Origin of the sequence: Vallitalea guaymasensis, assembly GCF_018141425.1 — a bacterium.
Classification (GTDB): domain Bacteria; phylum Bacillota; class Clostridia; order Lachnospirales; family Vallitaleaceae; genus Vallitalea; species Vallitalea guaymasensis.
Window position 1 is genome coordinate 279,550 of sequence record NZ_CP058561.1, and the last position, 18,639, is coordinate 298,188.

Here is an 18,639-nt window from a genome sequence, read left to right on the forward strand (position 1 = left end):
CATCTTTAAGTAGCAGTTTTACTACACAAAGATGTTTTCATTAATTCATAACCCTAATATTCTTAAGGTATTATAATCGTTAACCTATACCATTAATTCTATCCATATTTTCGATGGATATCATTTCTAATTTTCTATAAAGTGGACTGATATCATATTTTTTGGGAAACTCAAATTTTTTGCTGTTGGTTGTTATAGAATTAGCTCTGAAATATGGTGATGTTATGTAAGAAACTGTAATTTCACTATCGTCTATTCCAAATCCCGCTGTTTCAGCAGTAACATGAAATATTGTATTAAGGTGTATTGACTCAGCTCGAGTTTTTTTACCAGTAGCACCTTGGCTATCAAAATCCAAAATTCTAATATTGGTAAATATAATTACATCACGAACTAGTTTATAACCAATCTCGATTTCTTCACCTTCTATTAGATACAAACCATACTTTTTTTCTAATTCTTCTTTTGGCATTTCAGTAAGATTACCTGCTAAACCTTGTAGTAGTCCCATAAAATTCTCCTCTCGCTTTTATTGTGCTTATGATATTATATCATGAATTTAAAGATATTAAAAGGTATTATTACCTTATATACAATATTATTATTTTATTTTACATTTTATACTATATTTTTACTTTGGTTTACACAAAATAAACTGTAATTTCACTATACATATTATCATTGTTATTTTTTTTTATTTTATATTATGTTTTTCATTTAATTTAATATCATTTATTAAATAAAGCATTATACAAACAATACATATCTTAATTAATAAGGTTTATATGAAAAAACACCATAACCAGCATTTGCCAGTTATAGTGTTTTTGATTTATATTATTTTAACGCTCCATCTATATTTACTGTATATGTTCCACTGTTACCAGTATGTTTATATACTTTCAAATAATATTTACCAGGCACGGCTTCGTAAGAGCCTTCCAGTATATTTCCTCCAGTATCAGGATAGTCTACGTAATTACTTTGATCAGATTCTTTAAAAAGAAGCCAATTAAATCCCATATTACCATCCCCTGTTACAGTTATTTTGATTGTGTCATGAGATAGGACGTCAAAATTGTAGTAATCTGCATTGTCTCCGTCAATATATGATGCTGATACCATTTGATTATTCCCAATTGGTCCATTTGCATCAGAAAAAGTATTATTGGGTTCAGTTTCATTAGTTATATGGACAGTACTACTATTTGATACTACCATTACTTTATAACTGGTAGTTACTCCTCCTAATTTTGCTGTAATTGTTGCGTTGCCTTCTGTCATTCCAGTTACTATACCTTGGCTGTCTACGTTTGCAACAGACTCATCAGAACTTGACCATTCCACTTTGCTCAAATCACTTTCTGAAGCATTATTTCCATTATCAAGAGTCCCTATCAATCCAAAACCTAGACTAGTATTTTCTTTAATTACAGCTATCATTTCTAAGCTTTTAACATATGATGTTGAACCTGATATGTTTCCAGAACTTAAATCTACTCCATAGTCATGTACTTCTGAATTATAGATTGCCTTCATACCACCTTGGGAATCTTCAAGAGCAATAAAGTTAACTCTCCAATCAAGGTCATTAGGGAATATTTGATCGCTAAGTGTTCCTACATACTTACCATCTTGAAGCTCCAACTGAACAACTTTTTCATCTTCATTTTCATCAATGTATCCTATATATCCTTTAGTACCTAAATCTCCACTGGCTTCCACAATAACCAAATCATTTAATATCTCCACATCTGTTACTTGTTCTAATGCAATACGTACATTTTGTATTTTTATGTCTTTAGGTTCAGCTCTTTGTGGCACTACATTATGAACATTCATGATATGGATTTTTGCTTCACTTCTATCAGCATTTTCTTCTGTCACTAGAATTTTAATGCCATGTTGTGGTAGAATCAAACCACCTGCAGGATTATCTGGACTAGAATAATCTCTGCTATCATTAAATATAGGATATATGGTATTAGTATTTACATCTATGGTTTGAACTTCATTCCATTGAATAAAATACTCTGCTCCATTTCTCAAACTAAATGCTGCATCATGCATCTGATATTCTACTTTGTCAACATTCATTTCTGGCTTATTTGGATATTTCCATATGACAGGTTCTTGATCAGCATCAACTATACCCACTGAAACATGCCCTGGGTTAGCTTCTCCATCTTGAGAAAGTCTGTCTAATGTACCGTAAGTTCTATCAATATACCATATGAGAAGTCCTGGATCGTATGGAGTTGTATCAGAATAATAATAAGATTGTTTTAATCCTTCATCTGACCCATCTTGATTACGCCATTCAATCAAGTAATAATTTTCCGCTATGAAAACACCATTACTCTCTTCAAATCCATCAAGTACAAATCTTAACTCGCCCTCAGCATCATCAAAGAATACTTCTTCATCATTCACTGTGATTCTAATATCATCCACAAAGAATCCAGTTCCTTGAGTATTTCCGTCTGTACCATAGCCTATTCTTAGATCTATTTTCTTTCCTGCATAATCACTAATATCAAATATTCCATCTACCCAATTACCACCAGAGTTTCCTGTTATACCATGACCAGGATTTCTTAAGAAGTCGCCCTCGTCTATGTTTGGATTCTCAGTAGTTGTTATATTACCCTCAATTGCTGTCCATTCTTCGGTACCTTCTTCTCTAACCTGTACATAGCCATAATCCCAATCTTCTTCAATATCATATTGGGTCTTGAATTTCAATTGTATATTCTTATTGGCGTCTACAGTAAAGTCTAGATTAGTTGTCATGTAATGGTAAGCAGCATCTTCTTTTCCACCATAATAAGTATTATCCCCACTATATGGCTCTACTATAGTGGTAACCTTATCTGGTAAGTCTATTCTTACAGCATCTGTACCTGAGTTCTGTGAACTGGCTGCTATCAATGTTACATCCATACCTTCAGAACCAATATCCTCCAGGTGAATTCTATTTTGCCTTTGCCAATCTCCTCCATGATCTTTTTGAAGCTGTTCTCTACAATATGCACCATAACCCACTGTCATAGAACCTATTGGATATCCTGCATATGACCCTCCAGCCATAGTAGTCCAGTTTTGGACAGGTTCTGAATTACCATATAAATCTGGAAGTCCTAATGAATGCCCATATTCATGACTTATAAGTCCAACTGGAGCATCCTGCTCAACCATGACAAAATCTTCAAATTTATATGTGTTCCCGTTGGTATCAACTACTTCGTATGGTGATTTATCTTCTCTATAACCAGATAAACTGGACTGAAAAGGCCATATTGCAGCTTCTGCACCAATTGATCCACCACTGTACCACTCTTCTCCTTTTCCTGCATGAACAAGAATAACTGTATCAATTAATCCGTCTGGCTCATAATAATTTCCGTCATTATCATAATCAGATTTGTCAATAACGTCATAATCTGCTAACTTAATGCTAGTATCCTGAGAAACGGCATCTGCTCCCTCTTCCACTAACCAGCTTGCTTCTTTTTGGGTGTTTCCATAGTGAAGTGCATTGTTTTTAGCTGTATACCATCCAGCTACACCTCCATTAACAGAATACTGCTCTCTTGACTCAAGCTTAAAATACTTATTCATTGTCATAAAATATTTATTATCCTTACCCTCATATGTTTCTGGTCCAAATAACATGTCCTGATAATATGCTGCCTCATAATTATCACTGTAAGATAAAATGTCCCCTTCTACTTCTCTGTCTAGAAAGTCTGAATATCTGTAATCAGGAAAGTCCATAAGAATTACCAATGGTTTTGCCTCGACTGGTCCTTGATCCAAAAGTGCAGCATTAACATGAGATGCAAATAATCCTACTAATAAAACAGTTGTAAACATAGAACATAACAATTTTTTAATCATTAAATTTCTCCTTTAATTATTATTATAAATTTTTGTAGATTAAAAAAGTCTAAACTGTTCAGCATATATCAAGCCTGTTAAATGAATTCCTCCTTTCCCAAAAAAGTAATAAATTACTTGCACTACTCTAATATAAAAAATCTGTGTAAGGATATATAAACTATTTGAGACAATATCTATAGTAGAGCAGTTCCCTCAAACAGAGTAATTTATCAATATCAAAATAATCAATACACTAATATATTCACTATCAATCTAATTCTTATCTTCTTTTTAATATTATTAAGTTTTATCTCACAATAAATAATCATTTGTTCTAATGAAGTTATATATGCAAATTTATCTAAACAATATATATTTCTGAATTATATCATAACAGGAAATTATATATTTTTATATGACCTATTTATACACTTATGGTACATATTTCTATTTTATTTTATAAACGTTGGTATATTAAGCATTCTTTTTTATTATTTGATATAGTATCAATTTAATTTTTTGCACAAAAAAGCTGATATAATATTTATACCAGCTAATCTACAATAAACTTTTATCATTAAATTTATTTCAGCAGACAAATAGCCTGTGAAGCTATCCCTAGCCCCTCTCCAGTAAATCCTAAGCCTTCTTCTGTAGTTGCTTTTATATTTATATTTTCTATTTCAATATTTAGAACATCTGCTATATTGGTCCTCATTTCTTCTATATAACCAGCCATCTTAGGACGTTGAGCAATAATGGTTGAATCTATGTTTATTATACTATACCCTTCACTAGTAAGTAACTCTTTTACTTGTGCCATTAGTTTCAGACTGGATATTGATTTGTATTTATTATCTGTATCAGGGAAATGCTTACCTATATCGCCCTTACCCATTGCTCCCAGCAAAGCGTCCATAATCGCATGAACCAGAACATCTGCATCAGAATGTCCAAGTAAACCTTTCTCGTATGGAATTTCAACACCTCCGAGAATCAATTTTCTATCTTCGACTAATCTATGTACATCATAACCCATGCCAATTTTCATTAGTAACACTCCTTTTGTCTATTTTTCTTTTATTATACCTTTATGATATGCTTGAAGAAGCATCTTCAATCCTATAATCTCCTTCTTCAATTCTTTACCTATATCCGTATTCTTTACTCTTAACCTTTTATTGTTCTTCTCTAATATCTGATATGAAGATACAATATCTTTTTCATTATCAATTGCTTTTTTCTTAGATTCAAATTTCTCATGAGCAACCATAAGAAGACCATATGAATTATATATGAGTGTGTATCCTGCTATACCTGTTATATGTTGATAAGCTTCTGATAAACCTCCGTCTATAACTAATAATTTACCCTTAGCTTTTATTGGACTTTCACCTTTTTTTACTTCCACAGGAACATGACCATTAATGATATGAGAATTATCTTCACTTATACCAAATTCCTGTAATATCTCTCTACATTTATCCTCACTATCCCTATATCTATAATAACTATTCTTATCCTCTTTTTTGATAGCTTTGTCATTAAGGAAATATCTTTCAAAAGTAGCCATTTTGTTTTTACCAAACAATGGTGAATCAGGTCCAGTCCATAGATACCAGAAATAATCAATATTGTTAAGTTCATTGTTATTATTAAAATAATACTCTCTGATCAACATTTCTATCTTATCTATAAGTTCTTTGCCACCATAGCTTTCACCATCTATGGTAACTTTATTGAATACTCCTTTTTTATCCATAGGAATACAACCATGGAATAGTAGATTAGAGTTATATGTCAGGTACATACTGCCCTTTGAAAACAAGAATCTTGTATGCTTCTGCAATTTTTCATTATTTTTATAGGATAGTCTTAATTTTTCCATAACATCTTTTTCTTCGATAGTCAGTTCATATGGATTTTTGGGATTAATAGTAGGAAAATAGTTATCTGAGAGTTTATAAGTCTTTTCAGCTATTTTTATTATGCCTTTTTCATAATCTATCATATTAAGTAACAGCCTGTCATTCATTATAAAATTAGGATTTCTTTGTATTATCTTGCCCTCTAGTTTGAATTGTATTATAGATATTGCTTTATGGATTTTTTTAATAATATTGATTTCCTTACAGGTGTATGCACTTTTATCAGATACCACCAAATCAAAATTGTTGCAATTATCATCCTTATAGTATTCCATTGCAAAGGTAGCTAGTGGTAATAGATTAATACCGTACCCTTCTTCAATAGTATTCAAGTTACCATATCTAGCAGATATCCTTATTGTACTTGCAATACAAGCTAATGACCCTGCTGCCGCTCCCATCCATAGAATATCATGGTTACCCCATTGAATATCTATGGAATGATGCTGCATCAGTTTATCAAGTATAATATGTGCTCCAGGTCCTCTATCATATATATCACCAATTATATGAAGTCTATCAATAGCTAACCTTTGTATTACTCTGCAAATAGCTATCATGAAATTATCTGCCCGGTTGATTTCAATTATTGTATTGATAATTCCATCATAATACTCCTGTTTATTGACTTCTCTTTGTTGTTCATGGAGCAATTCCTCAATGATATACTCAAAATCTTTTGGAAGAGCTTTTCTTACCTTAGACCTAGTATATTTTGAAGATATTTCTCTACAAACTAGAACAAGCCTATGAAGTGTTATCTCATACCATTCCAACAAGTTCTCTTCTTCGTTTTTTACTTTTTCTAGTATCTGTTCTGGATAATATATCAACATTGCCAGTCGTCTTTTTTCATGCTCTCTAATGGTATTGTCGAATATATAATCGATTTTTCTTCTTATAACGCCTGATGCATTGTTAAGTACGTGTATAAAAGCTTCGTATTCTCCATGTATATCAGAAAGATAATGTTCTGTTCCTTTTGGTAAGTTAAGTATAGCCTCAAGATTAATAACTTCCGTACATGCTGAATTAATAGTGGGGTACTGTTTAGACAACTGTTTAATGTACTGTATGTTGTTGTTGATTTCTTGATCCCAATAGTTATTCATAATACACCCTTCTTTATAATTAATATATTTTTTATGTATATAATCCATTTTATATTTCTGTCCATTTAATTTACATATAGAACTTTCCAAATTACATAAAATCCATGCAGTCATCCGAATCAAATAGAAGTTGGAAAAGTCAAGTTACATACTGATTATACAATAAAATTATTATTCAATCTATAAATATAGTAAAAGTATTGAAAAAAGAACAAAAAATAGGAATCAATTTATTAAAATAAAAAAATAAAACATATCCTATACGTTAGTTAAGTATAAAATATGTTTTACCACTTTTATTAGCTGAAACTATTTAGTTTGTTTTATCTGCATCTCTAGTCAGTACTATGTTGACTCCTTCTACTATGTCTTTAATAGCTATATCCCCTACTTTCATAGGAGCCTCTAAAACAACTTTATTTATTGCTTTCATACAATCAAAAAGTGATTCTTTTGGTAATGGCTTATCAGACTTTACTGACACAAGAGGATTCTTGCCATTACGTACTCTCATAGTAGTTGTCAATATTCTAGTAGGATGAGTACATTCTGCTATAGCATATGCTTCTCCTCTTTTACAAGTGTTCCCTTCAACATTTATAACTTTACCTTCTTCCAATGTAACTGTCATATTACAACCGATTGGACAGGCAATACATACCAACTTTCTCTCTTCACTCATGCTAATACCTCCATTTCAATAATAAAGAATTACTGTTTTTCCAACATAACTACTAAATCTTCGCCTTCTGCCATGGCGTCTAATATTTTATTAGTTAATTTTATACTTTCCATTTCTCCAGGAGCTACCTTAGGTCTTTTCTTAGAATAGATAACTTTACCTTTTGATTTTAATACTATATTTACTTTCTTCTTAACATCTACTACTCTAAAATAGAGCTTATTCTCATCTTGAACCAATTCTTTATTAATTAAATGTGGAACTACATATCTAATACCCTCACCAGCAATTGTCTTGATTGCATCTTCTTGTTTTACTTTTTTATTATCGCTAATATATCTAGCGGCACATCTTCCTGCTAATCTACTTTCAGCTGTAACAAAATCCACTAAGTCATGAACATGAACTACATTGCCACAAGCAAATACACCTTCTACAGAAGTTTCCATGGATTCTGTAACTACAGGACCTGATGTGACTCTATCCATTTTTATACCTAATTCATGTGAAAGCTCATTTTCAGGAATTAGTCCAACTGATAACAATAGAGTATCACAGGATACGTACTCGTATGTTTCTTTTATCGGCTTTCTATTTTCATCAACCTTGGCTATGGTTATACCCTCTAAGCGTTCTTTTCCATGAATGTTAACAACTGTATGACTTAATTTTAGAGGAATGTCATAATCATCAAGACATTGTACAATATTTCTTGTCAAACCTCCTGAATAAGGAAGCAACTCACATACCATCTTGACTTTGGCACCCTCTAAAGTCATTCTTCTAGCCATAATAAGTCCAATATCTCCTGAACCTAATATTACTACTTCTTTTCCAGGAAGGTATCCTTCCATATTAACGAAACGTTGTGCAGCTCCTGCTGTATATATACCAGCTGGTCTTAAACCAGGTATATTAAGCGCTCCTCTTGTTCTTTCTCTACATCCCATAGCAAGTACAATAGCTTTGGCCTTTATATTAAGAAGTCCGTCTGTAGAATTTACTACTGTAACTACTTTATCTTCACTAATATTTAATACCATGGTTTTTAGCTTAAAATGAATTCCTAACTTTCCTACTTCTTTTGCAAATCTATCTGCATATTCTGGTCCAGTTAGCTCTTCTCCAAATATATGAAGACCAAACCCATTATGAATACATTGTTGTAAAATACCACCTAACTCATTATCTCTTTCAATAATTAGAATGTCTTTTATACCATTCTTATATGCCTCAATTGCAGCAGCCATACCTGCTGGTCCTCCACCAATTACAACTAAATCAACTGTGTTCATATGTTATTCACCTCATTTTAGTATTATTATTCATTATTTACTTATTATATCTATAAAATCTATTTTGTCTTACCTACAAGCACTTTAGATTTTCCACCCATTTTCGTTACTTGCTCTTTAGGTATATTAAGTTCTCTTGCAATAATATCTACAACTCTTGGAGTACAGAAACCGCCTTGACATCTCCCCATACCTGCTCTTGTTCTTCTTTTTACAGCATCTAAGTTCGAAGCTCCAATAGAACGGTGAATACAATCAACTATTTCACCTTCGGTGATAGTCTCACAACGGCATATTATATTACCATATAGAGGATTTTTCTTAATTAATTCATCTCTTTCACTTTCATCCATTTCACGGAATCTATAAACAGGTTTTCTAGTACTAATGTAATCATCTTTTTCCTTTAACTCAATATCCATGGACTTAAGAATTTCCATAACATATTCACTTATGGCTGGAGCAGCTGACAGTCCTGGTGACTCTATACCAGCCACATTAATGAGTCCATCCACCTTCTGTGATTTTTCAATAACAAAGTCTCCTACAGATGATGATGCTCTAAGACCAGCAAAAGATGTTATCACATCCCTAGTATTAACTGATGGAATAGACTTAACTGCTCCTTTAATAACTGTATCTAAACCAATACTAGTTGTAGAAATGTCATCTTTGTCTAATATATTTTCAGCTGTTGGTCCAAGTAGTAAGTTTCCGTCAACAGTAGGTGTAACCAATATTCCTTTACCCATTACAGTTGGTGGCTGGAAAATCACTTTGTTCACTACATTTCCTTGTCTCTTATCAAGTAATAGATATTCCCCTTTTCTAGGATTAATCTTAAAACTATCATCCCCTGCCATAGCTGAAATATCATCACTGAAAAGACCTGCTGCATTTATTACATACTTGCTTACTATTTTACCTCTTGTAGTATCAAGCTCAAAATTATCATCTACTTTATTAATATCTTTTATGGCACAGTCTAAAATCAATTCAACTCCATTGTCAACAGCATTTTCTGCTGCTGCAAGGGTCAATTCATAAGGACATACGATACCAGCAGTAGGAGCATGCAATGCACCAATTACCTCATCTGACATATTAGGTTCCATTTCCCTAACTTCTTCTTTAGTTAATATCTTCATATCAGGCACATTGTTTTTTATACCATAATCATATAAGGTTTTAATCTGTTCCATATCATCTTCATCAAAAGCTATTACAAAAGAACCGATTCTTTTAAAAGGCACATATAATTCTTTTGCAATGTCACCCATCATTTCATTACCTCTTACATTGAGCTTAGCTTTTAAACTACCAGGTTTTGCGTCATAACCTGCATGAACAATTGCACTATTCGCTTTACTAGTACCCATAGCAACGTCTGATTCCTTTTCCAGTAGACATACCTTCAAATTATACTTGGATAATTGTCGTGCTATTAGTGAACCAGTAACTCCTGCACCTATAATACTAATATCATAAATCATATCAAGACCTCCATTATATTATTAATGTAATTAAATAATAAGAAACACACAAAAAAAGCCACGCATAAATAGAGCTAACTCTATTTAAATGTGACTCCTATTCTCCTACATTTAAACTTAACTAATTGTATGGAACTTATTTAATTAATTTAATATCTAGCTTCATTATACTACAAATGCTGATAAAATGAAAGAGCTAAATAAAAAATACTACTACAAATCCCACAAATCAGTTTTTCCTACAGATACACCTAATGCTCCTACTTTCAGAACCGATATTATATCGTCTTTTGTATCTATTAACCCTCCAGCAATAATAGGAACAGATAGTTTATTACTTAATTTTTGGATTGTAGCAGGTATAGTACCAGGCATAACTTCAATCATATTAGGTCTAACAGATTTCACTGTTTTCACTGCAGTATTAAAAGATAGACTGTCTATCAAAAAAAATCTTTGAATTGTAAATAATCCTTTATCCCTTGCATACTTTATGTGATTGCTTCTAGTACTAATTATACCGTCGGGCTTTATTATCTGTGATATGTAATCTATAGCTTTGTTGTCTTTACCCATTCCTTCAATCATATCCATATGAACAAATACCCTTTTATCACTAGCTTTTATTTTATGGACCAGCTCCTTAAGATTAAAGATATCTGAATATAATAAAAAAATAGTAGAAACTGAAGATTCAAGAGCTTTTTCAATATCATCTTTGTTTCTTATAGCTGCAATAATAGGATTTTCTTCTATTGAACTAATAATATTATTCATCTTAACCACCAATCATATGCGTATTGAATATACTTATAATTTTTCTCAATATAACACATTAATATTAATATGTAAAGTTTTCGGCTATAATAGCTATAATATATAATTTATATATTATAATCGGTTACAAAATAAAAGTGAATAATTATTATAATTTTTTAAATTATATTGAAAATGATTATGCTTTTTGTTATTATAATAGTATCTTAAATGGAGGAGGAATAGTTTGAAATATATTATAAACCACAAAATCTTTATTTTATTTCTTACAGTGATTTGGTGCATTCTATGTGGCAGTTTTTCAATATTTACAGTAGCTGAAGGCTTTCTTCTTTCATCTTTTGCTGTTTTTATAAGTTGTCATATACCAGGAGGTGCACAATTTCTGCACAGCATAAATATATCTTTTTTTATGTTCCTTAAATTTATCTTTATACTATTCATTGATATTTATTCATCAACATTTAGTATATTCAAGTTAATATTTACCTCAAATATTAGTCCTAGACTAGTACCTATTAAGACAACGTTAAACAACGAATGGTCAATATTTTTTTTAGCTAATGCAATAACTCTAACTCCAGGGACTGTTACAGTTAACAGAAAAGGTAATAAGCTATTGATATTAACTACATATCCTGAAAAATCTGATAAAATTATAAATCCAAATATTGTGAAAGCGCTAAGAAAAGGAGTGAAACATTGATTTATTATTTATTTTCTTTTTTGTTGGTATTATCTATATTAAGTATAGTAATAATAATTAAAGGTCCAACTATTTGGGATAGACTTTTGGGACTTAACCTTTTTTCTGCAAAAATAATACTGTTGATACTTCTCTTTTCAATTTTATTTGATCTACCTTATTTACTTGATATTGCTATAGTATATACATTACTAGGTTTTATCGGCATAATATTCATTTCAAGATTTGTAAAAGGAAAGGGGAAAATTTAATGATTATTACTATTGGATATATTATTATATCTATTGGTCTTGTATTCATGCTAATAGGTTTTATAGGACTTTTCAAATTCAAGAATTTTTACTCGAGGGTATTAGTATCTTCTGTTATTGATACCGCATCATTCATAACCATAACTATAGGTATTATTTTCATAAAAGGCTTTAGCTTCTTCAGCCTCAAAATAGTACTTATACTTTTACTTATGCTTTTTTTGAACCCTTTAGCTACACATACGATTGCTAGAGGAGCATACACTAGCGGATTGCGGATAGGAGATGATGACTAATGCTAGAAGTTGCATTGATACTATTGGTTGTATTAGCTGTTCTCTCTGTTCAAACTAATACACTTAGAAGAGCAATTGTATATTTATGTGTTTTTTCCTTACTCTGCTCTTTTTGTTATCTATTATACCAAGCACCAGATGTTGCTATTGCCGAAGCTGTTATAGGTTGTACCCTTTCAACTATCATATATCTGGTTGCATTAAATAAATATAAAGTATTCAGAGTGTATTATATTATAGAAAAACCCAAAGATCCTATTTCCATCATACAAAAAAATGCTTTGTGTAAAACATTAGGTAACTACTCTTATGAAAAAGAACTGGAACTTGATATTGTCATATCAGACAAAAGCATTGAAGAAATAGTTAATGATTACCCCTACGATGTAATTGTACAACACAATGTTTCCAGTACAACTATCTATGGTGATAAGTCAAATTATCATTTTGATGATTTAATAAGCTATATTGATATAAACAGCAGCATTAATGTTGGTCATGATTACATTGTTGAAGATGAAGGAGATTCGTTGTTATGAGAAGAAAATCAATAGCTATATATTTGATACTACTTTTTTTCCTGTGTATATCTTTTGATATCATACCCATAGATAACGCCACTGATGTACTAAATTATTACATTAAAAATAGCTATAGAGAAACTGGTAGCATCAATGTTGTTACCTCAATCTATTTGAATTATAGAGTGTTCGATACAATATTTGAAACTTTACTATTATTGATAAGTATTATAGGTATAATCTACTTTTCTAGACATGAAGGAGATTATTAAGGAGGTAGGCTATGAGAAGCAGATCTGAACTTCTTATGAAATCATTGGGAGTATTGTATCCCATCATATTTTTATTTGGTATATATATTACAATAAATGGCCATAGCACTCCTGGTGGCGGTTTTCAAGGTGGTGCAATTATCAGCTCAACATTTATAATTCAATATATTATAAATCCTGAATTGGAAGTTTCATTATCAAGATTACAAAAAATCGAGAAAATCCTTTTTCTCTGTATTATATTAATCGTAACCATATTTGTACTTCATTTAAATGGAAGCTCAATCCTGCTAGTCAACCAAATATATCTTATAGTCATGAACATATTGATTGCGACTAAAGTTTATTGTGGTCTAAGTATAATTTTCTTTAGATTTGTACTTTTCGAAAGCAGATAATATGGAAGAAGGAGGTCTGTGATATGAATAATATAATAAATGGTGAAACTATAGGTATAGCATTATTTTTTATAGGTATGTACGGTCTTTTGGCTAGACGTAATATAATAAAGACAATTATCTCTATGGGAATTATTCAATCTGGGATAATCTTGTTTTTTTTAACAATAAATTATACTGATAATTCTATACCACCTATTGGTGAAAATATAGAAAAAGTTACTTCTGACCCGTTACCTCAAGCTTTGATGATTACAGCAGTTGTAATAGGTATTTCTATAACAGCAGTTAGTCTTACTATGTTCATCACGCTATATCACCGTTATGGTACAACTAACTGGTATAAAGCTACTAAAAAAAGAGGAGAGAATATATGATACAGCTATATTTTTTTATTTTAATTCCAATTATAATTGCATCAATATCCTATCTATTCAAAACTAGATACAATAAACCTTTGATACTAATATCTCAACTAATTCTTTTTGTATGTAGTGTAATTAATTTTACCCATATAAAAAACAATAGTCCCATAACCAGTATTCTAGGTAACTATAAGGCTGGTGTAGGTATTGCACTAAAGGCTGATATTATATCTTCTGTTTTTGTTATGCTTACAATATTCCTCTTTACATGCATGATTATATATAATTTCAGAAAGCACTATATGAATAATTTGTTTTTATTTTTATTCTTGATACTTCAAGGTTTGATAAACGGTATTTTCCTATCAATGGATTTTTTCAATCTATATGTTCTTATTGAAGTATCAACTATTGTTGTTAGTATACTGATTATGTTCAAAAAAGATAGTAGGTCAATATATGACGGCATGCTGTACCTACTCATAAATATCGTAGCTATGACGTTTTTTCTCATAGGTATTGGATACATATACAAGATTTTTGGTTCTCTGGATATTACAATCATCCAGGATAAGATGATTAGAGTTACAGATATAAAATCATTGATATTGCCTTATAGCTTAATCATAACTGCTATAAGCCTGAAATCAGCAGTCATGCCACTATTCAGCTGGCTGCCTAGAGCTCATGGAACCCACTCCTCCCCTTCAATTGTTTCAGCTATATTATCAGGGTTGTATGTCAAATGTGGTGTTTATCTATTCTTTAGAATTCAGAATATGTTTTCTCCTGCTTTTGATACAAGTACCATATTTCTTATTATGGGATTTTTGACTGCTGTAGTAGGATTCATATTTGCATTATCTCAAGTAGATATAAAATTAATTCTTTCCTATCATACTATAAGTCAAATTGGTCTGATTATCTTTGGTTTGAGCCTTAATAACACATATAGTTACTGGGGCAGTATTTATCATATCATCAATCATGCCATTTTTAAATCCGTATTATTTTTAACAGCCGGTATTATTATAGAAGAATATGAAACCAGAGATATACGTCAGATAAGAGGAGTCTTCAAACGGATGCCCTTTGTTAGTATATTTACTTTTATGGCTATATTAGGTATAACTGGAGCTCCATTTTTCAACGGTAGTATCTCCAAATACCTAATTCAAAAAGGTAGTTATAGTGGTTTAATGGATTATGGATTTATCCTTATTAATCTTGGTACCATTCTATCTTTTGTAAAGTATCTAAGCATGTTCAGAGGTTCCTATGATGGTAAAAAATATTCTCCACCCTTTAATCAAAAAATAGCAATAGCCATGTTAGGAACTTTATGTTTCCTAGGTGGTATAATGGGGATCGAGTTAATTAAATTCCTATTTAATGTAAATCTACATATAACATTAGATGGATATTTAATTAAAAGTTTGCTCTATATAGTTAGTATTATACTTGGTCTATTTTTCTATAGATTCTTGTACAAAAAGATAAAGTTATTTAACAACATAAGAGAAATCAACTTAAGTTTCAATCAGATTTGTTTGACAATAACCATTTACTTTTCAATAATTTTAACTACCATGTTAATACTTGAAAAATATAATTATATTTAATAAAACTTAAATCTGCTGTTTTTTTAATTCATCAACCAGATTTATTGGTTTATCTATTAAATGCTGTTTTAGTAATATAGTATTTAATAGATATTCCATATCTTGAACCCTAATTGGCTCTGCTCCCCTTTTCAATATAAAACCAAATTGTCCATTTGGTTCTAATGTTCCTTTTTCAATGTAATTAAGATTAGGTATTCCTTCTTGTCTAACCCTAGTCATAATCTCTGCTTTGGTAAGCTTAAGTTTTTTTAGGTTTGCAGGTATAAAACTTCCATTTTCTATGATGATGACTTCTCTTCCAACTGCTATTTTTTCAAAGAAGTGAAAATGAAATTCCAGATATTCAAATAAAAGCAATAGAACTATATATATTGAAGCTGCAATTATTGTTTTTATAATATCCTTATCAGCGAAAGGCTCTACAATAATTGCTCCAATAGATATTACCATTACTGTCTGTGCAATAGTCATCTGCGCCAATGACCTTCTACCAGTAATTCTAAGTAATACAATAGCAACTACATACAAAACTATGGGCTTTAATAGAAAAGGCATATATACCACTCCTTTTATATTGTTTTATGTTAATATATACCATTCTATTTATTATTTCCAAATTATTGATTAAAATTCAATCATATAAAGTATATTATATGATTAAAAGGCGGATAACCAGATCCGCCTTTTAATCATAACCATATAAAATATATAAATAAAAATATAAGGAGAATTCCTGCAGCATATATCATAATGATAGGAAATATAGCTTCAAAAACCCCTATCATAGCAGCCCATCTTTCTCTTCTATTAAGTGAAACTCTTTCTTTACTTGATACTTTACTCCTTTTCCTATACCATGGCATACCAGGAACATTCATATCAGCAATAGTAACATCTTTGTCATTAAACTGCTCTTTCACATGTATCACCTACCTAATCATAAAGATGACAGGCAACATAATGGTTATTACCAATATCTTTATACTCTGGAACTTCTTCTCTACAGATTTTTTCTGCATAAGAACATCTTGTACAGAATTTACATCCTTTTGGAGGATTTGCTGGAGAAGGTATTTCACCTTGTAGTATAATCCTTTTTTTCTTAAGAGTAGGATCAGGTACAGGTACAGCACTGAATAAGGCTTTAGTATAAGGATGTAATGGATTCTTGAATATTTCATCCCTATCTGATTTCTCTACCAAGTTACCTAGATACATAACTCCTACTTCATCAGCGATATGTTCAACTACTGATAAATCGTGAGAAATAAATACATATGCCAATCCTCTCTCTTCTTGAATGTCTTTCAACAAATTGATAATCTGAGCTTGGATAGACACGTCCAATGCTGATACTGGCTCATCAGCTATAATCACTTTTGGATTAAGTGCCAATGCTCTGGCAATACATATTCTTTGACGCTGTCCTCCTGAAAATTCATGTGGGTATCTGTCTATGTGATAATTTTGCAAACCACATTCTTCAATTATTTTTATTATGTAGTCTTTATATTCTTCTTTCAAAACGATATTATGTTCTTTTACACCTTCACCAACAATTTCACCTATTGGTAATCTAGGGCTAAGAGAACTATATGGATCTTGGAATATTATCTGCAATTCTGGTCTTAACTTTCGCATTTGTTTATGCTTCAATTTAAAAATGTTTTCTCCATTGTATATGACTTCTCCGTCTGTAGGTTCAGTTAATCTTAATAAAGTTCTACCAACGGTAGTTTTACCGCAACCTGATTCTCCTACTAAGCCAAAAGTTTTACCTTCTTTTAATTCAAATGATACTCCATCAACAGCTTTTACATGACCTACCACTTTTTGCAATAATCCAGCTTTGATAGGAAAATATTTTACCAGATTATTGACTTCCAGTATTGTGTCTGTCATTTTTTCCTCCCCCTCTCATATAGCCAACATGCCACTTTATGTGTGTCACTTACATTATTAAAGCAAGGATACTCACCTTCACATTTGTTGATACATGAATTACATCTATCCTTGAAGAAGCAATGATTTGGCATAGCTATTGGGTTAGGTACAGAACCTGGTATAGTATACAAACGGTCCACATATTTATTTACTACTGGCTTACTTTTTAACAACCCAACTGTATAAGGATGTTTTGGCTTCAAGTATATATCTTCAGCAGTACCTTGTTCTACAATACGACCAGCATACATAACTATTACATAATCAGCCATCTCAGCTACAACACCTAAATCATGAGTGATTAATAGAATACTGGCATCAATTTTATCTTTTAGGTCTCTTAACAAATCAAGTATTTGAGCTTGAATAGTTACATCCAAAGCAGTAGTTGGTTCATCAGCAATTATCATCTTTGGATCACATGCCAATGCCATAGCGATCATGACTCTTTGACGCATTCCTCCAGACAATTCATGGGGATATGAATCGTATATTCCTTCTGCTCTAGGTATTCCAACTAACTTTAACATATTAATTGATTTTTCTTTTACTTCTTTTTTATCCATATCACTGTTATGCAGTTCTATGACTTCATTTATCTGATTACCAATTCTGAATACAGGATTCAAACTAGTCATTGGCTCTTGAAAAATCATTGCTATATCATTGCCACGAATACTTTGCATTTTCTTAATAGGCGTCTTAGTCAAATCAATTGCATGATCTCCTACATTGAATCTTATTTCACCTTCTACAATTTGACCAACAGGTCCTTGAATTAAGCGCATTAGTGATAGACTACTTACTGATTTTCCACAACCTGACTCACCTACAATAGCAACTGTCTTGCCTCTTGGAATATTATAGCTTATTCCATTAACAGCTTTAACTGTCCCCATATCTGTATAGAAAAAAGTCTTTAGATTATCAATTTCAATCAGGTTATTACTATCTCTCATGCTAGTTTTGTACTGACTAAGGGGTATATTCTTTTTCTTTTTATTTTTATTATATTTTTTTATAACACTTTTATTGGTTTTTGATACTTGTTTGAAATATTTTTTACTCTCTGTTTTACTATTCACTTTGTCA

At 31.2% G+C, this 18,639-nt stretch carries 20 protein-coding genes; 8 read left to right on the forward strand and 12 right to left on the reverse strand.

Annotation, left to right across the window (positions count from 1 at the left end; genetic code table 11):
* Positions 1–79 precede the first annotated feature (79 nt).
* From HYG85_RS01215 to HYG85_RS01250, 8 genes are all read right to left on the reverse strand, one after another.
* Positions 80–511: a PH domain-containing protein gene (locus HYG85_RS01215; RefSeq protein ID WP_113674578.1), complete on the reverse strand. Its 432-nt coding sequence runs from the start codon at positions 509–511 to the stop codon at positions 80–82.
* 326 nt (positions 512–837) lie between these two features.
* Positions 838–3,900: an immune inhibitor A domain-containing protein gene (locus tag HYG85_RS01220; RefSeq protein WP_212691951.1), complete on the reverse strand. Its 3,063-nt coding sequence runs from the start codon at positions 3,898–3,900 to the stop codon at positions 838–840.
* A gap of 565 nt (positions 3,901–4,465) precedes the next feature.
* Complete coding sequence (gene ispF / locus HYG85_RS01225; protein ID WP_113671038.1) at positions 4,466–4,933, reverse strand: 2-C-methyl-D-erythritol 2,4-cyclodiphosphate synthase; 468 nt, start codon at positions 4,931–4,933, stop codon at positions 4,466–4,468.
* 18 nt (positions 4,934–4,951) lie between these two features.
* Complete coding sequence (locus HYG85_RS01230; protein ID WP_212691952.1) at positions 4,952–6,922, reverse strand: fructose-1,6-bisphosphatase; 1,971 nt, start codon at positions 6,920–6,922, stop codon at positions 4,952–4,954.
* Between the two features lie 313 nt (positions 6,923–7,235).
* Positions 7,236–7,604, reverse strand: coding sequence for a DUF1667 domain-containing protein (locus tag HYG85_RS01235; RefSeq protein WP_212691953.1), 369 nt, complete (start codon positions 7,602–7,604; stop codon positions 7,236–7,238).
* Between the two features lie 29 nt (positions 7,605–7,633).
* Positions 7,634–8,899, reverse strand: coding sequence for an NAD(P)/FAD-dependent oxidoreductase (locus HYG85_RS01240; protein WP_113671041.1), 1,266 nt, complete (start codon positions 8,897–8,899; stop codon positions 7,634–7,636).
* A gap of 59 nt (positions 8,900–8,958) precedes the next feature.
* Complete coding sequence (locus HYG85_RS01245) at positions 8,959–10,392, reverse strand: NAD(P)/FAD-dependent oxidoreductase (protein WP_330619204.1); 1,434 nt, start codon at positions 10,390–10,392, stop codon at positions 8,959–8,961.
* 213 nt (positions 10,393–10,605) lie between these two features.
* Positions 10,606–11,169, reverse strand: coding sequence for a glycerol-3-phosphate responsive antiterminator (locus HYG85_RS01250; RefSeq protein WP_113671043.1), 564 nt, complete (start codon positions 11,167–11,169; stop codon positions 10,606–10,608).
* Between the two features lie 226 nt (positions 11,170–11,395).
* On the opposite strand from HYG85_RS01250, the gene HYG85_RS01255 reads away from it, so the two are divergent.
* The 8 genes from HYG85_RS01255 to HYG85_RS01290 all read left to right on the forward strand — a co-directional run bounded on the left by HYG85_RS01255 (position 11,396) and on the right by HYG85_RS01290 (position 15,600).
* Entirely contained in the window at positions 11,396–11,875 is a 480-nt protein-coding gene (locus tag HYG85_RS01255) for a Na+/H+ antiporter subunit E (RefSeq protein WP_113671044.1), read from the forward strand.
* 86 nt (positions 11,876–11,961) lie between these two features.
* Positions 11,962–12,126, forward strand: coding sequence for an MrpF/PhaF family protein (locus tag HYG85_RS24710; RefSeq protein WP_273323371.1), 165 nt, complete (start codon positions 11,962–11,964; stop codon positions 12,124–12,126).
* Positions 12,126–12,422: a monovalent cation/H(+) antiporter subunit G gene (gene mnhG / locus HYG85_RS01265; protein WP_212691954.1), complete on the forward strand. Its 297-nt coding sequence runs from the start codon at positions 12,126–12,128 to the stop codon at positions 12,420–12,422. Before HYG85_RS24710 ends, mnhG begins: the two co-directional genes overlap by 1 nt.
* On the forward strand, positions 12,422–12,961 hold the full coding sequence (locus HYG85_RS01270; RefSeq protein WP_113671046.1) for a DUF4040 domain-containing protein: 540 nt from the start codon (positions 12,422–12,424) through the stop codon (positions 12,959–12,961). Before mnhG ends, HYG85_RS01270 begins: the two co-directional genes overlap by 1 nt.
* Positions 12,958–13,215, forward strand: coding sequence for a hydrogen gas-evolving membrane-bound hydrogenase subunit E (mbhE, locus tag HYG85_RS01275; RefSeq protein WP_212691955.1), 258 nt, complete (start codon positions 12,958–12,960; stop codon positions 13,213–13,215). Before HYG85_RS01270 ends, mbhE begins: the two co-directional genes overlap by 4 nt.
* Before the next feature lie 11 nt (positions 13,216–13,226).
* Entirely contained in the window at positions 13,227–13,613 is a 387-nt protein-coding gene (locus tag HYG85_RS01280; protein WP_113671048.1) for an MnhB domain-containing protein, read from the forward strand.
* A gap of 23 nt (positions 13,614–13,636) precedes the next feature.
* The gene (locus HYG85_RS01285) at positions 13,637–13,990 is read left to right on the forward strand and encodes a cation:proton antiporter subunit C (RefSeq protein ID WP_113671049.1); all 354 of its coding nucleotides are present in this window, start codon (positions 13,637–13,639) and stop codon (positions 13,988–13,990) included.
* Entirely contained in the window at positions 13,987–15,600 is a 1,614-nt protein-coding gene (locus HYG85_RS01290) for a complex I subunit 5 family protein (protein WP_212691956.1), read from the forward strand. Before HYG85_RS01285 ends, HYG85_RS01290 begins: the two co-directional genes overlap by 4 nt.
* A 6-nt stretch (positions 15,601–15,606) precedes the next feature.
* Here the strand turns inward: HYG85_RS01290 and HYG85_RS01295 are convergent, their stop codons facing one another.
* The 4 genes from HYG85_RS01295 to HYG85_RS01310 form a co-directional block, all read right to left on the reverse strand.
* On the reverse strand, positions 15,607–16,158 hold the full coding sequence (locus tag HYG85_RS01295) for a DUF421 domain-containing protein (RefSeq protein WP_212691957.1): 552 nt from the start codon (positions 16,156–16,158) through the stop codon (positions 15,607–15,609).
* Positions 16,159–16,292: 134 nt separating this feature from the next.
* The gene (locus HYG85_RS01300; protein ID WP_212691958.1) at positions 16,293–16,523 is read right to left on the reverse strand and encodes a hypothetical protein; all 231 of its coding nucleotides are present in this window, start codon (positions 16,521–16,523) and stop codon (positions 16,293–16,295) included.
* Between the two features lie 13 nt (positions 16,524–16,536).
* Complete coding sequence (locus HYG85_RS01305) at positions 16,537–17,505, reverse strand: ABC transporter ATP-binding protein (protein ID WP_113671053.1); 969 nt, start codon at positions 17,503–17,505, stop codon at positions 16,537–16,539.
* Positions 17,502–18,632, reverse strand: coding sequence for an ABC transporter ATP-binding protein (locus tag HYG85_RS01310; protein ID WP_212691959.1), 1,131 nt, complete (start codon positions 18,630–18,632; stop codon positions 17,502–17,504). The genes HYG85_RS01305 and HYG85_RS01310 overlap by 4 nt, the downstream gene beginning before the upstream one ends.
* Between the last annotated feature and the right edge of the window lie 7 nt (positions 18,633–18,639).

Coding starts and splice junctions, on each gene's coding strand:
- HYG85_RS01285 (WP_113671049.1), top strand. CDS start 13,637: ATGAATAATATAATAAATGGTGAAACTATAGGTATAGCATTATTTTTT.
- ispF (WP_113671038.1), bottom strand. CDS start 4,933: ATGAAAATTGGCATGGGTTATGATGTACATAGATTAGTCGAAGATAGA.
- HYG85_RS01290 (WP_212691956.1), top strand. CDS start 13,987: ATGATACAGCTATATTTTTTTATTTTAATTCCAATTATAATTGCATCA.
- HYG85_RS01235 (WP_212691953.1), bottom strand. CDS start 7,604: ATGAGTGAAGAGAGAAAGTTGGTATGTATTGCCTGTCCAATCGGTTGT.
- HYG85_RS01305 (WP_113671053.1), bottom strand. CDS start 17,505: ATGACAGACACAATACTGGAAGTCAATAATCTGGTAAAATATTTTCCT.
- HYG85_RS01295 (WP_212691957.1), bottom strand. CDS start 16,158: ATGCCTTTTCTATTAAAGCCCATAGTTTTGTATGTAGTTGCTATTGTA.
- HYG85_RS01240 (WP_113671041.1), bottom strand. CDS start 8,899: ATGAACACAGTTGATTTAGTTGTAATTGGTGGAGGACCAGCAGGTATG.
- mbhE (WP_212691955.1), top strand. CDS start 12,958: ATGAGAAGAAAATCAATAGCTATATATTTGATACTACTTTTTTTCCTG.
- HYG85_RS01230 (WP_212691952.1), bottom strand. CDS start 6,922: ATGAATAACTATTGGGATCAAGAAATCAACAACAACATACAGTACATT.
- HYG85_RS01245 (WP_330619204.1), bottom strand. CDS start 10,392: ATGATTTATGATATTAGTATTATAGGTGCAGGAGTTACTGGTTCACTA.
- HYG85_RS01220 (WP_212691951.1), bottom strand. CDS start 3,900: ATGATTAAAAAATTGTTATGTTCTATGTTTACAACTGTTTTATTAGTA.
- HYG85_RS01270 (WP_113671046.1), top strand. CDS start 12,422: ATGCTAGAAGTTGCATTGATACTATTGGTTGTATTAGCTGTTCTCTCT.
- mnhG (WP_212691954.1), top strand. CDS start 12,126: ATGATTATTACTATTGGATATATTATTATATCTATTGGTCTTGTATTC.
- HYG85_RS01215 (WP_113674578.1), bottom strand. CDS start 511: ATGGGACTACTACAAGGTTTAGCAGGTAATCTTACTGAAATGCCAAAA.
- HYG85_RS01280 (WP_113671048.1), top strand. CDS start 13,227: ATGAGAAGCAGATCTGAACTTCTTATGAAATCATTGGGAGTATTGTAT.
- HYG85_RS01250 (WP_113671043.1), bottom strand. CDS start 11,169: ATGAATAATATTATTAGTTCAATAGAAGAAAATCCTATTATTGCAGCT.